Consider the following 15,853-nt stretch of genomic DNA (forward strand, 5'->3'; position numbering starts at 1 on the left):
TGCAATTTTTTGTGCCATTCTGTCTGTGGCTTTGAGCGCATAGTAGAGCTATGTAACATAAGCCACAGGCGGGATGGCGCGAAAAAGGACAAGCAAGATACGTCAGAGCAGTGTTGACGGGACACTAATTATGAAAGTCTGTGATGTGATCCCTGAATCCGTGCAAAGTAATAATGATTTGAAGGTTCAAAAAAGTCAATCTGTATTTCGAGTGAAACCTGGGAATGTGTGTTTCGCCGGAGAAATGATCTTTTTGTGCAGCCTGTGTATGGCTCACAGTATTGAAAGAGTGGCAAACAGGAATTTTGTGTGTATACTGGAGGATTTGATTTAAGGACACCCTGGAAAATTGTCTTTCTGCCTGATTTTTCAAGGCACCCCTGAATATCATTTTGAACACCAATTGAAGTAATTAATCACAGGTACCCCACTTTTCACGGTCTCTTTTGTCCGCATAGGTAGGCTATGACGAAGAAGAGCCTGCAAAAATCTGCGGTACCTGTGAGCAATTACCAATTGAAACACTGGATATAAAAACTATGTCAAGACTCAGGGCAAACCTTCTTCTCATGCTGGCTGCAATTATCTGGGGAAGCAGTTTTGTGGTCCAGCAGGTAGGTACGGGAAAACTGGGTACAATAAGTTTTACGGGAGCCCGCTTTTTCGTGGGAGCCTGTATGGTTTTTCCTTTTGCATTCAAGCAGTTCAGAAGAGTTCATTTTCAGGAAAGGCGTTTTATGCAGAACGACTGGCTGGTTCTGGCTCTGACAGGAACCGTTCTCTTTACCGCAGCCGTTCTGCAGCAGCATGGCATCCTGCGGACAACGGTTACCAATTCAGGTTTTCTTACTGCTCTCTACGTCCCCATGGTGCCTTTTCTCGGTTTTCTGTTTTTACGAAGAAAAGTTCATTTTGTGGTCTGGCCCGCATCAATCTGTTGCTTTATCGGAACATATATTATGAGTGGCGCCCATGAGGTCAGGCTGGTTGATGGTGATCTCTGGGTTATTTCCAGTACGATTTTCTGGGCCACTCACGTCATGCTCGTGGGTGCTCTTGCCTCCCGGACAAGGGCACCTCTGGTGGTTGCGGCAACGCAGTTTGCCGTATGCGGTTTTCTGGGCCTGGTGCTGGGCTATGTTATCGAATCTCCCGCCATGGGGGATTATATCGGTGCCGTCTGGGGTATCTGTTATATAGGTGTTTTTTCTGTCGGTATGGCATTTACCCTTCAGGTGGTCGGTCAGCGATATACTCCGGCCGCCGATGCGGCAATAATTCTCAGTTCGGAAACGGTTTTTGCGGCCATCGGCGGTATGGTGTTTCTGGGCGAGCGCCTGTCCCTGTTGCAGTTTATGGGTGGCGGGCTTATTCTTCTCAGTATTATCGCAGTGGAAGTGGTACCTCTGTTCGCAACTGGAAAGGCAAGAGCTCTTGATTGATTTCGTTATTTAGAAAATACCTTGCTTTTTTCCCATTTATTATTTAACAGAAACCCACTGTTCAAAAACCGGGACAGTGCCCCTGATATTCGTCTGTCACCCGGTGTGTGAGGGTAATTGCCTCCAGGTACCCCGGCTTTTCACGGTCTCTTTTGTCCGCATAGGCAGGCTATAGCGAAGAAAAGTCTGCAAAAATATGCGGTACCTGTGAGCAATTACAGTTCAGGAGTAATAAAATCATGGAATTGCTATCCCTGTGACCAATTACGCGTGAGGTTGCTCGTCACGTACATATTCTTTTTCCCCCGGAGGAAATTATGACCGTACATGTAGCGGATCATCCACTTATCAAGCATAAGCTGGGTCTTATGCGAAAACATGATATCTCGACCAAAGATTTTCGGGATCTTTCTTCCGAAGTTGCCCGTCTTCTGACCTACGAGGCCGCCAAAGATCTTCCAACCCGGAGGAAAACAATTCAGGGCTGGGCCGGTCCCGTTGAGGTTGATGAGCTTAAAGGAAAAAAAATCACGATTGTTCCCATTTTAAGGGCCGGACTGGGGATGATGAATGGTGTAATTGATCTGATTCCGTCAGCCAAGGTGAGTGTCGTGGGGTATTACCGCAATGAGGAAACCCTTATGCCGGTGGAATATTATGTGAAAACAGCCAATGATATTGAAAACCGTATTGCCCTTATTCTGGACCCGATGCTGGCGACAGGCGGAACACTGATGGCCACGATTGATACCCTGAAAAAAGCGGGATGCAGAAGAATCAAGGGCCTTTTTCTTGTTGCCGCACCGGAAGGAATAAAAAAAGTGACCGAAGCACACCCGGATGTGGAAATATATGTCGCCGCGGTGGATGATCGGTTGAACGAGGTGGGGTATATATTACCCGGCCTTGGTGATGCCGGAGATAAGATCTTCGGGACAAAGTAATCCTGCAAGTCATTACAGTTTCTGTAATGACTTTTTTTTTGGGTAATGAGTTTTACAGGTTGCGGGCAAAAGAGAACGTAAAAAACCTGGATGCCTGTGAGCAATTACCAGCAAAGAATATGTGAATTTTTATTAGGGAGGTTGTTATTATGTTGTCCGGTGATTCGGCAAAGAGTGATTACAATTTTAAACTGAGCGACAGCCTGCTTGGTGCGCAGATGCTTTTTGTGGCATTCGGCGCGTTGGTTCTGGTACCGATACTGACCGGTCTTGATCCCAATGTCGCTCTGTTTACAGCTGGGGTCGGGACCCTGATTTTTCAAGTTATCACAAGGGGTAAGGTTCCGGTATTTCTGGCATCTTCTTTTGCCTTTATCGCTCCGATCATTTATGGCGTTCAGACCTGGGGAGTGCCGGCGACCATGTGCGGTCTGGCTGCGGCAGGTGGGCTTTATGTGATTTTGAGTTTTGCCATCCGTTTTTTTGGTTCTGATGTATTGCAGAGAATCCTTCCCCCCGTGGTTACCGGGCCGGTCATCATGGTTATCGGTCTGGTGCTTGCTCCGGTAGCGGTACACATGGCATCAGGACGGACCGGAGATGGTTCTGCCTGGCTGGTCCCCGGGAAAACGGCAATGATCATAGCCGGTGTCTCTCTTGTTACAACAGCCCTGGTTTCGCTGCTGGGCAAAGGATGGTTGAAACTCATTCCAATTCTCTGCGGTATCACTGCAGGGTATCTAACCTCCCTTTTCCTGGATTTCAGTGGTATTACTGCTTCAATTCAGGCATCATTTGATCCCGGAAATCTCAAGAACTGGACTGGACCTGTGCTTGTTTCCTTTAAGCCCCTGGCGGAAAAGGCCTGGCTCGCCATGCCCGCCTTTGTCCTGCCGGAGTGGAAATGGGAGGCGGTTCTTTTTATAGTACCTGTCGCCATTGCTCCGGCTATTGAACACGTGGGCGATGTTCTGGCAATAGGTTCAATTACCGGAAAAGATTATGTTAAAGATCCCGGCATTGAAAATACCATGCTGGGTGACGGTATTGCGACAACCGTTGCATCTCTGCTGGGGGGGCCACCGAATACCACTTATTCTGAGGTGAGTGGTGCTGTGGCATTGACAAAAGCGTATAATCCGGCGATTATGACATGGGCGGCTATTGCTGCAATCCTCCTTTCAATGGTGGGAAAGGTCGGTGCACTGCTGGCCACTATTCCCACCCCCGTGATGGGGGGGATAATGATCCTTCTTTTTGGTATGATAACGGTAGTGGGCATCAATACCCTGGTGAAATCCGGGGAAGATCTGACCACTCCCCGAAACCTGATTATTGTTGCGGTTGTGCTGGTCTGTGGAATCGGCGGTATGAAGTTCAGTGCCGGGTCCTTTGCCATTGAAAAAATTGGTCTTGCGGGTATTCTGGGGCTGGTTCTGAACCTTGTTCTGCCCGCGGAAAGAGAATAAACTGCCTTTCGGCGGAAATGAAAATGGAGTTTGAAAAATGGATTTCCCAATTAATCTGGGTGATTATGTTTCCCTGAAATTCGATCTGAATCAGGAAAAACTTACTGATGAGCAGAAACAGGTGCTCCGGAACAATATCGAGATTGTCCGGGACAGCCTTATCTTTTTTACTGCTCTTGCCAATGTCAAAGGGCTGGGAGGGCATACCGGCGGTGCTTTTGATATCGTACCGGAACTGCTTATTGTTGATGGTTTCATGAAGGGAAATCAGTCGGTTCATCCCGTTTATTTTGATGAAGCCGGTCACCGTGTGGCAATCCAGTATATGATGGCAGTGCTCAATGGCCATCGGCAGGCCGAGTCGCTTCTCCATTACAGGGAGTATGACAGGGGATACTATGGCCATCCTGAACGTGATGAGAAGAACGGTGTCTTTTTCTCTTCCGGCAGACTTGGACATTTATGGAGTTATGTGAACGGGGTTGCGGAAGCTGATCCGGGGAAGATTATTGTGATGTTCGGCAGCGATGGTTCCCAGATGGAAGGAGATAATGCCGAAGCGGCCCGATATGCCGTCGCAAGAAACCTCAATGTTAAGCTGTTTATTGACGATAATGATGTGACAATCGCCGGTCATCCCAGTGACTATATGAAAGGCTATGATGTTGAAAAAACCCTGCAGGGTCACGGTTTGAATGTCGATGCGGGGGATGGTGAGGATCTGGATGGTCTGTTTGTCCGTATTCGCCGGGCACTGGTTACAGATGGACCGGTGGCGCTGATCAACAGACGGCCGATGGCCGTGGGAGTAGCGGGAATTGAAGGTTCTCCCAAGGGACATGATGTTATAGCCGTTGACCTGGCGGTCGATTACCTGAAAAACAGGGGGCAGAGTAAAGCTGTTGAGCTTCTCACCGGGTACAGTACGGAAAAAGTGAAAGTTACTTTCCTGGGGTCGAGTTCCGAGATGGCTAAAGTCAGGGATGATTTTGGTAAGATCGTCTGTGAACTGATTGATGATCTGGAAAACCCGAAATCGCAGGTTCTGGTGGTGGATTCTGACCTGGAAGGATCCTGCGGTCTCCATCATATCCGTAAAAACCATCCGGAAGTGTATGTCCATGGCGGCATTATGGAGAGAAATAATTATTCGGTTGCCGCGGGATTCGGTTCTGAGGTCGGGCGACAGGGTATTTTCGGCACTTTTTCCGCTTTTCTCGAAATGGTTGTTTCTGAAATCACCATGGCACGTCTCAATGATGCCAATGTCCTTGCTCACTTCTCCCACTCCGGAATAGACGATATGGCTGATAATACCTGTCATTTCGGAATTAATAATTTTTTTGCGGATAACGCCCTGGCGGAGGGTGATTTAACCCGGCTCTATTTTCCGGCTGACGCCGGTCAGCTGCGCGGGCTTCTCAAGGCGATTTTCAACGATGGTGGTCTGCGTTTTGTATTCTCCACTCGTTCTGCGACTCCGTTTATTTTTACGGAATCAGGAGAAGTACTGTATGGAGATGATTATCAATTTGTTCCGGGACGTGATGAGATTATCCGTGAAGGAAGCGACGGCACTATTGTCACTTATGGTGAGATGGTCTACAGGTGTCTTGATGCAGTGGAACAGTTAAAAGATGAAGGGATCAACCTGACTCTTGTGAATAAAGCGACGCTTAATGTTGTAGATGAAGAAATGATCAGGAAGGCCGGACAGAGTCCTTTTACCCTGGTGGTGGAGAGTCAGAACACCAAAACGGGTCTGGGATCACGTTATGGCACCTGGCTGCTTGAAAGAGGATACAGTCCCCGTTATTCCCTGATGGGGACCAGCAGACCGGGACATGGTGGAATTGCTGAACAGCTTCCTCATCAGGGTCTTGCTGTTGATGATATAATGAAGCACATACGGACTATGCTCTGATTCAGCCCGACCTGGTATCAGGGGGACAGGAAAAAGGGTAATCACAAAAGAGGAGTTGTATCTGGGGGGGCCAGGTATAACTCCTTTTTTTGTGAAATTCCGGTCAAATTGGAACAATATTACAATTTCTTTTTTTCAGAGCAAAAAAGTTGCAGGGAACAGGCAGCTTAGGGTAGGTTGTTGAGTCGATAACAGATGTGGTATACTGGCGTAATTAATATGAAGGGCTTGATTTTATGATATTATCCAGTGTTCGTCCAGAAATGAGGATTTTTCTTGGATATTTAGATGTACGGAAAATTTTACTGCAGGCATATAGTTTATATTCCGGGGGTAGAATTTTTCGGGCAATACAGATATCGGGTAAAAAGACCAATTATGGACAGACACTATCTATGGATTAACAGAGCTTTCGTCGGTGTGAGCTCAAACTGAGATTATGGAGATGCAATGGAAGAGAAAAAAAGGAACCCTGAAGTAAAAAGGAGTTTTTTTTCAAAACTGACCGGCAATATGGGAATTCGCGGCAAACTGATGATGGCGTTTATGACCCTGATTGCATTAACTGTTGTGGTCATAGTCATAACAGTTATTTCCCAGACAGTTGCCCAACGAACAATTGAAGAACTGGTTCAGGTGCACGGTAAGGTTGCCAGGTTAAGTCTTGAGACGGATAAGACCCTGCGTGTTATGCAGAATTATGAAAAGGACTTCCTGCTCAATTACGAGGAAAAGGGCATTCAGGTGGCAAAGACTGAATATCTTGATCCTTTTATTGCAAAGGGTGGGGAGATCTATCAGACCCTGCACAGTATTGAAGAACTGGCAACAAACCCGGGAGATGCCGAGGCTGCCCAGTCTGTTATGAACTCCATTAACGAATACTTGATAGACTTCATGGGTATCGTCAATATCCTTGAACTTCGGGTTGACAAGGAGTTCGGTGAACTGGTCAAGCTGAATGAGAGTGTTGAGAAACTGGAAAAAACAGTGTCCATGCTGGGAAATTTAGCTCTTCAGGATGGGTTTTTCAGGCTGAAAACGGCAGTACAGGATTACTTGAGAATTTCAGATATAAAAACTGTTGAGAAGGTTGAACAGGAGAGGGAGACTTTCAACCGGCTCCTGAAACTCCCCGCCCTGGCTGGCACCGCCCGGGCAACGCTGGAGAAACAGCTTAAAGGATTCGATAAGTGGTTTACGGAAGTAACGAATACTGACAGGGTTATTGCCGCCAAGGCGTCCGAGTACGAAGATGCGGTCAAGCGGACGGAACCGGTTATAAAGTCATTTCTCAGTAACGCTGTCGCCAATGAGGCTAAAGCGACAGCCAATATGAAAAAAACTGCTGATCTTGTTTTGAAGGCAGTGATTGTTGTTGGTGCTGTTTCTGTTCTCCTGGCTGTTCTGATTGCCATAAGATTGTCCCGCGGGCTGACGGGACAGGTTAATCATATAATGGATCTGCTCGGGGAGATTGGCATGGGTAATTTCTCGGCACGAACCAAAGTGGTCAGTAATGATGAGCTGGGAGAGATGGCAACGACCCTGAATGCCATGCTGGATAACATAGCTACCCTGATCCAGAGCCAGGAAGAGCGCGATGCCATCCAGGAATCCATTATGAAACTCCTGGAGGAGATCAGTGCATTGACCGAGGGTGATTTTACAGGTCGCGCGGAGGTAACGGAAGATATGACAGGAGCTATTGCTGATTCCTTTAACGCCATGGCTGATCAGTTTTCCGACATTATCAGTAAGGTAAAAAAAGCAACAGAGTCTGTTGACCTGACGACGGAAGATGTTTCACAGCAGACCATGGCTCTGGCGAATAAAAATATCGAACAAGTGAAATCGGTCACCGAGGCTGTTGAGGCCATCGAAGATATGGTCGCATCTATTCGTGAAGTTGCCAGAAATGCCAAGACGTCAGCGGAGGTTTCCAAACGATCCCGTGCCAATGCCCAGGAAGGCGCCAAGGCTGTAAGCAGGACCAATCAGGCCATGACGGAGATTCGCGAACAGATTAACGAGACTGCCCGTTCCATTAAACGGCTCGGTGAAAGCTCAATGGAAATTGGAAATATTGTACAGATTATTGATGAAATTGCGGACAGGACTTCAATTCTGGCTCTGAACGCCTCCATTCAGGCGGCCATGGCCGGTGAAGCGGGGCATGGCTTTGCTGTTGTTGCTGATGAGGTTCAGCGTCTTGCCGACAGTTCGCGAAATTCCACAAAACAGATAGACCTGCTTGTCAAAAGTATTCAGACCGAGATTGCGGATGTTTCAAACAGGATGGATGAGAGTATTTCCAAGGTGGTTGGCGGCACAAAACTGGCTGATGGAGCGTATGAAAAACTGCAGGAAATTGATGCCGTTTCCAGGCAGCTGGCAGAACTTATTGAAGCGATTACTGCAGCAACCACCAGTCAGGTGGAAATATCTGAAAATATTTCCCATACAATGCAGGAAGTTGGTGAAATCAGCCGGGAATCTTCTCTATCTTCCCAGGATACCGCGGCATCCATGAATGTTTTGAGTAAAACCGCCCGTGATTTGAGGGATGCTGTTGAAATATTCAAGGTTGGGGAGGAAGAAGCGGCATAGGCAGTGGGTGGCTGACCGCTGCAGCTGTCTATGCGGCCAAGGCGTAACTGCACGAAGATGTGATAAAATCAAAGAGTAGTTGCAGAAGATACGGTGCCCCTGACCAACTTACACACTAACCACAGAGGTTGATTATGACCGAATCTCACATTGGTCCCGGTGAAACTCACACCAGTATGCTTGAGTATTTGAAATCCCTGAAGCTTTTGCGGAGTAATCTGGATCTGAAGATAAAGAACAACGGCTGTTTGGGTGAGCTGCAGATACGGGGTGGAGAAATTGCAGCGGGAAGATGTGGAGAACTGGTGGGAAATGGTGCAGTATTAACTCTTGCCGGACTCGGATCGGCAGAAATCACCTCTCTTGCCAATGAAGATAGTCCGAAAAAAAACGTTTCCTTTCTTTTCACGCAGATTGAACGACTGCTTCATCATTTTTCCAAAACTGCCTCCGGGGAAAACAGGCTGAATGAAAAGAAGTTACTGGATGAAGCGATTGCCCACCTCTATCAGTTTCAACGCAAGGAAGCAGGCACGAAACTGGTGAAAATTCTGCGGGCAAACCGGTTTTTCTATCCCGCCTGGTTATGGCACTCAAGGCTTATGACGCGTGAGGACTATATCCAGAAAGCATTGAATGAGGCAGGGAAATGGGGTAATGCCGATAACGAAATCAGCAGGGAAATTGAGAAGATTACTCCTCAGATCAGTGGACGGTCTGCGACGGTAAGACGATGTTTTTTCTGTTGGTCGCTGGTCCGTCCCGGTGAAAAACGCTGCTGCCGGTGCGGGGGATTCTTACGTATTTCAAAAACAAGTTTTGAACGTATTGATGCTTCCGGTGAGCTTGAAGAGGTTCTGCCTGTCTATGAAAAAGCATTTCGCGGAAATCCTGGAAATGCCCGCATTGCTTACTGTCTGGCGCTTGCCTATTTTTCACTCGAAAATATGGAGCGTGCAGGGCAGTATATAAATCTGGCCCTGGAAGTGGTGCCGAAAGAACCTTTGCTGTTGCGGGCAGGTTCTGTTTTATCCGGACAAACCGGCCGGAACCGCAAAACACAAAAAACACAAAAAACACGGAAAATACCGAACAAGACGCCGGCTCCACCTTTAAAATCGGGAGTAGCGGAAACAGAAAAATCAAGTGGTAAGGTGATACTTGTTGTGGAAGACAGCAGGACATCAAGGAAGGTGATATCCATGCTGCTTTCGCGAAAAGGCCATGAGATTATTGAAGCAACTACAGGGGAAGAGGCTCTGACCAGGGTTTTAGAAAAAGTGCCGGACCTGGTCCTGCTGGATGTTATGCTTCCCGATATGACCGGTTATGAAATTCTGCCTCTTCTGAGAAAGGACGTGGCCAATGTTCCTGTTGTCATGCTGACCGGGAAAAAAAGTTCAGCCGACCGGTTGAAGGGAATGAAATCGGGCGCCAGTGAGTACTTGACAAAACCGTTTGATCCAGCCAGACTCATCAGCGTTGTTGACAGATATCTTGAAAGTAAAATAACGCAGAAACAGAAAGATAAGAATGGCGGTGTCAAAAATGGGGCAAAGCCGGTTTTTTCCGCGAAGAAAACAGAAAAAACTTTGTCTGTTCAAGAAAAACAGACAGGTAAAAATGGAAAAACAATTCTTGTTGTGGAAGACAGCCCCACATCAAGAAAAGTGATTTCCATGGTGCTGTCCAAAAGGGGATATGGTGTTGAAGAGGCTGCTGACGGTTTCGAGGCGTTGAACAAGATGACTGCGGCCGTTCCCGACCTTGTTTTGCTGGATGCGATACTTCCGGATATTACCGGATATGAACTTCTGCCCAAACTTCAGAACATTGTGGGGGAAAAGGCAGTTCCGGTTGTCATGTTGACAGGAAAGAAAAGGTCTGTTGACAGGGAGCGGGGTCTGCGGGCAGGCTCGGTGGCCTATTTGACAAAACCGTTTAATCCGGAAAACCTTTTGAAAGTCATAGACAACCATGTTGGTTGAATGAAAAAAGCGCAGGTAATTATGTCTGATTTTTCTGATTTGGCGAGTGTTATCAGTAATGTTGATGAAAAACTCAGTAATGTCCGGAAGGAAATTGAGTCGACTGACCCGGTTATTATTCCGGAAAGTGAGGAATTGAAGAAATATCTGCTGGCAGGTGTCGGACCGTTGGGTGTGGCAGTGGCCATCGATAATCTCGCCGAGGTCGGTCCTCTTCCTCCCGTAACTTTTCTGCCCAATCTTCCTTCATGGATCCAGGGAATTGTTAATCTTCGGAGTGAAATTGTTTCTGTTATTGATTTTGTCGGTTTTCTGCAACTTCCCGTCGAGAGCATCTGTGACGGGAATCGTTTTATGGTTCTGAGATATAAGAAAAGAAAAGTCGGCCTCCGTATTGATCGAATCGCGGGGACAATAAAAAAAGGGGACTCCGAAAAAATTTCCCTGGTAGATGGTGAACTGGATAATGTGAAAAAAACTTTTTTCACCTCAGGTTTTGAATTTGAGGGTAAGCTCTATTACCACCTGAACGTGGCAAAATTTTTGACCTCACCCCGCCTGCTCGATTTCAACAGGATTGAAGCCGGTCGGTAAGGTCACCCTGAATCCGTGAGTGTCCGATTCAGGTTTTGATAATGTTCAGTGGCCGTAGAGAAATTTTTCTGGAGGAGTAACAGGGATGTCGCAGGTAGCTAAATCGGAACTGATGGAATTGTTTTCCCAGGAAGTTTCTTCGTATTTGCCCGAGATCGTGCAGAATATAAATGGTCTTGTTCCGGGAAAATATTCATCTGAAAGAATAAATGAACTGCACCGGCTCTTCCATAATATTAAAGGATCGGCAGCCCTGGTGGGCAGGAATAACCTCAGTGAAGGGGCAAGGCTGGTGGAACAGTTTTTTGAAAATCTGGTACTGAATGAACTGCCTGTTCCCGGGAATTGCGTACATGGACTGAAAAAGACGGTTCAGCTGATTGAAATGTATATCAGCAGGACGGATGATAATGGAGAAGACATTTATCAGCAGATTACGGAACTGTTTAAAGATCAGACTTCGGTCAGTGCTGAATCTTCTGTAAAAAGTGATGACCAGTGGCAGGTTTCCCTGCGTTCTCTTTTTCCTCTTTTTGAAGATCTGGCTGAATGCACTTCCGAAAATGTCGGAGATATTGAGCACAACAGAATTGTTTTCAGCAAGCTTGGACAGGCAGTTTCCATTGTTATTGCCTGTGTGAAAGCGGAGGGGCTTGCAGACAGATACAGGATTCTTAATGATTTTCACCAATTATTTCGGAAGGTGATTGCGGAGCCGGGAAATTATTGCAGAGAGGTTCCCGGTCTGATAAGTGATTTTCTGCAGTTTCTCGATATGATGCTGGAGCGGGAAAGCCTGGACGCGCAGTCGCGACTATCTGCCGAAACAGGAGAAGCCGGGGAAGATGATGTCTTTGAGAGCGCGCTTGAAGCTGATATCTTTTCCAGTGTGGACGGTGCTGATGATACCCTGGCCTTTATGGAGGAACTGCCTGAAACTGATTTAAGTGATGATGAGAGAGTGTCTTCGGAATCAGCAGAAGTTGATGAAGAGCAGCAGTTGCTCTTTGATGTTTTTCAGGCTGAATGTGATGAGCATCTTACAACCATCAACAGTTCCCTCAATGATCTGGAACGGGAAATTACCGAGAAGAAGGAAATAACCTCGGAACTTCGGGAAAATGTGAGTGAGATGCGGCGGGCTGTACATACTCTGAAAGGGGCGGCGGCAATGACCAGTGTCAATCTTCTGGCCAGGGCGGGGCATGTCCTTGAAGACATGCTTGACTGGCTGCATGATGAGGCGGAGACGATAGCTCCGGAAGATGTCGATATCCTCGCATCAGGAGTTGACGTGATGGAGTTTCTGGCCCAGAGCCCGGAAGCAAGCGAGTCTTCCCGTCTGGTTCGCTTTGAGGAAGAAATCAGGGGACATTTTTCACTTCTTACAGGGGAAAACGAACTTTCCGGTGAGTTTGAACCGGAATCAGTTCCGGTCGGCTTTGAAGACGGTGTCAGTGAGGAGGTTTCGCTGCCTGAAGAAACCGGGACTCTTCGGGTAAGATTGGACGAACTTGATGAACTGGTATCCATCGAGGGTGAGCTTGTTGTCGCCCGTGGGGCAATGGAGAGTATGCTCGATGAACTTTCCGAAACACTGGTTGAACTGGATAATGTGAAAAATAACCTGAGACGTAAATCCCAGGAGCTTGAATCCGGTTTTGAAGTGCAGTCTCTCTATGGTTTCAACCCGGTTGCCGCTGGCGAAGAACATGTTCCCGGGCACGGGGGAGACCTTGATGAGTTTGACCCCATCGAACTTGACCGCTATTCCCAGCTCAACCTGATCATCAGATCCCTGAACGAGATTTCAGTTGATGTGAATTCCATCTATTCCACCATGACATCGCTTGCGGGCGACCTGAGAGGGCAAGTTGGCAAGCAGCAGCTCACCATGCGTCTGATGCAGGATAAACTCATGCGAATCAGGATGACACCTCTCTCATCAATTTCCCGCTTTTTATTTCGCACGGTCAGGGATACCGCCAGACGGCTTGGGAAGAATGTCAATCTGAATATCATCGGTGAAGATGTATATATGGACAGGTTCGTCTGGGCGAAAATGATGGATCCCCTTATGCATATCCTCAGGAACTGTGTTGATCACGGGATTGAATCGACAGAAAGAAGAATGGAACTCGGCAAGGATGAAACAGGTTCCATTGTCCTTGAGGCCGAGCAGCGCAGCAGGTTTGTGGTGTTACGGATCAGCGATGACGGCAGTGGAATTGATCTGGACCTGGTCAGGGAGAAACTGAAGGCGGAAGGACTGGTGGATGCCCCTGAACTCCTAGATGATGAAGAACTTTTTTCCTGGCTTTTCCGGCCGAGTTTCACCACAAAGGAGGATGTTTCACAGATTTCCGGCAGGGGGGTGGGGCTTGATGTTGTCCGAAGAAATATACAGGAATTACGTGGGACGGTCAGGCTTGTGAATAGTCCGGATGGCGGAGCAGTTTTTGAATTTCAGATTCCGTTTACACTTTCGGTTAACCGGGCAATCATGATTTCCGTTGCGGGGGGATTGTTTGCCGTACCGCTGCAGGAAATTATTGAAGTCAACCATTTTTCCTTAGATGAGCTGGAGGATAAAGAGGTTGTATCGGTGCAATGGAACGAAGAAAAGATGACTGTGGAAAATCTTGGTTTCTATCTGCGGCCTGGGGTATCTCATGTTCGACCGGAAACAACCAGTGAGGGGATACTGGCAATTATTTTTCAAGATGCCGGGGGCGATCTTCACTGTGTTTCCATAGACAGTGTGGTTGAGCAACGGGAAATTATTGTAAAGGACTTTGGAAGCCATCTGACCCATGTTCACGGAGTAAGCGGGGTGACCGTTACACCATCGGGCAGCCTGGTTCCCATTCTTAACCTCTCGGAACTTGTTGAAAATGCAGTAGAACAACCCGATTCGGGGGCAGAGGTCCATACGGAACTGAACCTGAGCGAACCTTTGAAAGTATTGATAGTCGATGACTCCATCAGTGTGCGGCACAGTGTGGCAAGGTTGATTGAGAGCAAATCCTGGAAACAGCGCCAGGCTGTTGACGGTCTTGACGCTCTGGCGCAACTGGAATCGTTTATGCCCGATGTTATTGTCCTGGACATTGAGATGCCGCGAATGAACGGCTATGAACTCAAGAGTAACCTGAACAGTCACGGACTGTACCGGGATATTCCGGTTGTCATGCTGACTTCCCGTTCATCCGAGAAACATCGGGAGAAGGCAAGAGAACTTGGAGTGGAGCACTATCTCACAAAACCGTATCAGGAAGAAACATTTATCCGTCTGCTGGAAAAAATCGGATCAAAATAAACCGGCATGACCGGACGCTATGGCCGGGCCATAAAAAGATGGTGAAAAGCCCGACTGGGGCGATACAACCCTCAGTCGACGATTTCCAGATAAATTATGAAAGAAATACTCGAACTTGCGGTTATCAGGGCTGACTGTTCAACGAAGATGGGTGAAAATGTTTTCTGGCTGTTGAGCAGGAGTCAGATTGAATTTGTTCTCTCTGACCTTGAACTGGATGCGGCAGAAAATGGGCAGTTTGCCGGCCGTTACCGGGATATGGTTCTGCCGGTTGTCCGACTGGAGGAGTATTTTGGCTTGCTGGATCGGAAGGTGAGGAGGAAAAATAAAAAGAAATACGTTGTTGCAGGGGCGGTGAACAGGAAAGAAGAGCTGGTGAGGATAATTCTTCAGACTCGCCATCACGTTCAAATGTTAAAACTGTCGAAGAACATGCCTTCGTCTTTTTCTTTCCCTCTTCCCAGAAGAGAGAAGGATGTCCTGGGAATATATTCTCTGGCGGAGGATAAGATTTTGATTTTACCTGATCTTGTCAGGATAGCCGCCAGAATGACTGTGGATGGTTGAAGGAGCATCTTCATTGTCGGTAAGGGTTTTGAAAATTGAAAAAGTAATTGGTCACAGGTGCGCAGATTTTTGCAGGCTCTTTTGTTCGCTATAGTCTACCTATGCGGGCAAAAGAGACCGTGAAAATCCGGGGTGACTGTGAGCAATTACTCGAAAAAGCAGGTGTCTGGAGTGAATATGGCAATAAGCGAAGCGATCAAAAAAAATTGGATTGAAATACAGAAAAAATATAAGGTTCCCGTGAATGCCATTGGCGTGCAGATTAAGAAAAATGATAAAAAGACATTAAAAATATGGAAAGAAGAAGGTATTGATCAATATTTGAAAGAATAGATACAGGATGTATGAAAATGGCCAAAAATTTGATAATGATTGTTGAGGATAGTGCGACTGACATGCGGTTTGCGAGGTCGGTTTGCGAGGAAAACGGCTTCAGGGTGTTAACAGAAACCGATGGTGAAAAGGTATTTGAACACGCCAAAAAAGAGCAGCCTGATCTGATTCTTCTGGATGTGATTCTGCCGAATAAAAACGGTTTTCAGGTCTGCAGGCAGTTGAAAAATGATGATGCAACGAAGGATATAAAGGTGATTATCGTCAGTTCCAAGGACCAGCCAAGTGATAAATTCTGGGGGATGAAGCAGGGGGCGGATGAGTATATCACCAAACCCTATGGAGAAGATGATCTGCTGGATGCCATTGAAAAACTAATATAATTTCTTATGTTGCCCCATGATACACTCTTTCTTTTTTTTACAGCCTCCGTGCTGCTGGCCCTCACCCCCGGGCCTGATAACCTTTTTGTTCTCACCCAGGCCGCCCAGGGGGGGAGGGCGGCCGGCTTTGGTGTTACCCTTGGTTTGTGCACGGGGCTGCTTGTCCATACGAGTGCTGTGGCGCTGGGAGTGGCGGCAATTTTTCAGGCTTCTGCTCTGGCTTTCAGTTTGCTGAAATATATTGGTGCCGCCTACCTGCTTTACCTGGCGTTTCTTTCAT

12 protein-coding genes are annotated in these 15,853 nt (G+C 47.2%); all 12 read left to right on the forward strand.

Annotated elements, in window-relative coordinates; genetic code table 11:
* Positions 1 to 539: 539 nt before the first annotated feature.
* Positions 540 to 1,442, forward strand: coding sequence for a DMT family transporter (locus ACXLDX_RS13030; RefSeq protein WP_457577622.1), 903 nt, complete (start codon positions 540 to 542; stop codon positions 1,440 to 1,442).
* A gap of 317 nt (positions 1,443 to 1,759) precedes the next feature.
* Complete coding sequence (gene upp / locus ACXLDX_RS13035; protein ID WP_457577623.1) at positions 1,760 to 2,386, forward strand: uracil phosphoribosyltransferase; 627 nt, start codon at positions 1,760 to 1,762, stop codon at positions 2,384 to 2,386.
* Between the two features lie 149 nt (positions 2,387 to 2,535).
* On the forward strand, positions 2,536 to 3,855 hold the full coding sequence (locus ACXLDX_RS13040; protein WP_457577624.1) for a uracil-xanthine permease family protein: 1,320 nt from the start codon (positions 2,536 to 2,538) through the stop codon (positions 3,853 to 3,855).
* Between the two features lie 37 nt (positions 3,856 to 3,892).
* Positions 3,893 to 5,779 carry a transketolase C-terminal domain-containing protein gene (locus ACXLDX_RS13045; protein ID WP_457577625.1) on the forward strand — a complete coding sequence of 629 codons (1,887 nt, stop codon included), beginning with the start codon at positions 3,893 to 3,895 and terminating at the stop codon, positions 5,777 to 5,779.
* 450 nt (positions 5,780 to 6,229) lie between these two features.
* Complete coding sequence (locus ACXLDX_RS13050; protein ID WP_457577626.1) at positions 6,230 to 8,389, forward strand: methyl-accepting chemotaxis protein; 2,160 nt, start codon at positions 6,230 to 6,232, stop codon at positions 8,387 to 8,389.
* A gap of 134 nt (positions 8,390 to 8,523) precedes the next feature.
* Positions 8,524 to 10,377 (forward strand): response regulator, encoded by a 1,854-nt coding sequence (locus ACXLDX_RS13055; protein WP_457577627.1) that lies wholly within the window; start codon positions 8,524 to 8,526, stop codon positions 10,375 to 10,377.
* 21 nt (positions 10,378 to 10,398) lie between these two features.
* Complete coding sequence (locus tag ACXLDX_RS13060; RefSeq protein ID WP_457577628.1) at positions 10,399 to 10,971, forward strand: chemotaxis protein CheW; 573 nt, start codon at positions 10,399 to 10,401, stop codon at positions 10,969 to 10,971.
* 85 nt (positions 10,972 to 11,056) lie between these two features.
* On the forward strand, positions 11,057 to 14,290 hold the full coding sequence (locus ACXLDX_RS13065) for a hybrid sensor histidine kinase/response regulator (protein ID WP_457577629.1): 3,234 nt from the start codon (positions 11,057 to 11,059) through the stop codon (positions 14,288 to 14,290).
* A 96-nt stretch (positions 14,291 to 14,386) separates the two neighbouring features.
* Positions 14,387 to 14,857: a hypothetical protein gene (locus ACXLDX_RS13070; protein ID WP_457577630.1), complete on the forward strand. Its 471-nt coding sequence runs from the start codon at positions 14,387 to 14,389 to the stop codon at positions 14,855 to 14,857.
* Positions 14,858 to 15,034: 177 nt separating this feature from the next.
* Positions 15,035 to 15,190, forward strand: coding sequence for a hypothetical protein (locus ACXLDX_RS13075; RefSeq protein WP_457577631.1), 156 nt, complete (start codon positions 15,035 to 15,037; stop codon positions 15,188 to 15,190).
* Positions 15,191 to 15,207: 17 nt separating this feature from the next.
* Positions 15,208 to 15,573 (forward strand): response regulator, encoded by a 366-nt coding sequence (locus tag ACXLDX_RS13080; protein ID WP_457577632.1) that lies wholly within the window; start codon positions 15,208 to 15,210, stop codon positions 15,571 to 15,573.
* Positions 15,574 to 15,579: 6 nt separating this feature from the next.
* Positions 15,580 to 15,853 (forward strand): LysE family translocator (locus ACXLDX_RS13085; protein ID WP_457577633.1); only part of this gene is annotated, 274 nt, incomplete at its 3' end.

The organism is Desulfomarina sp. (assembly GCF_054039375.1).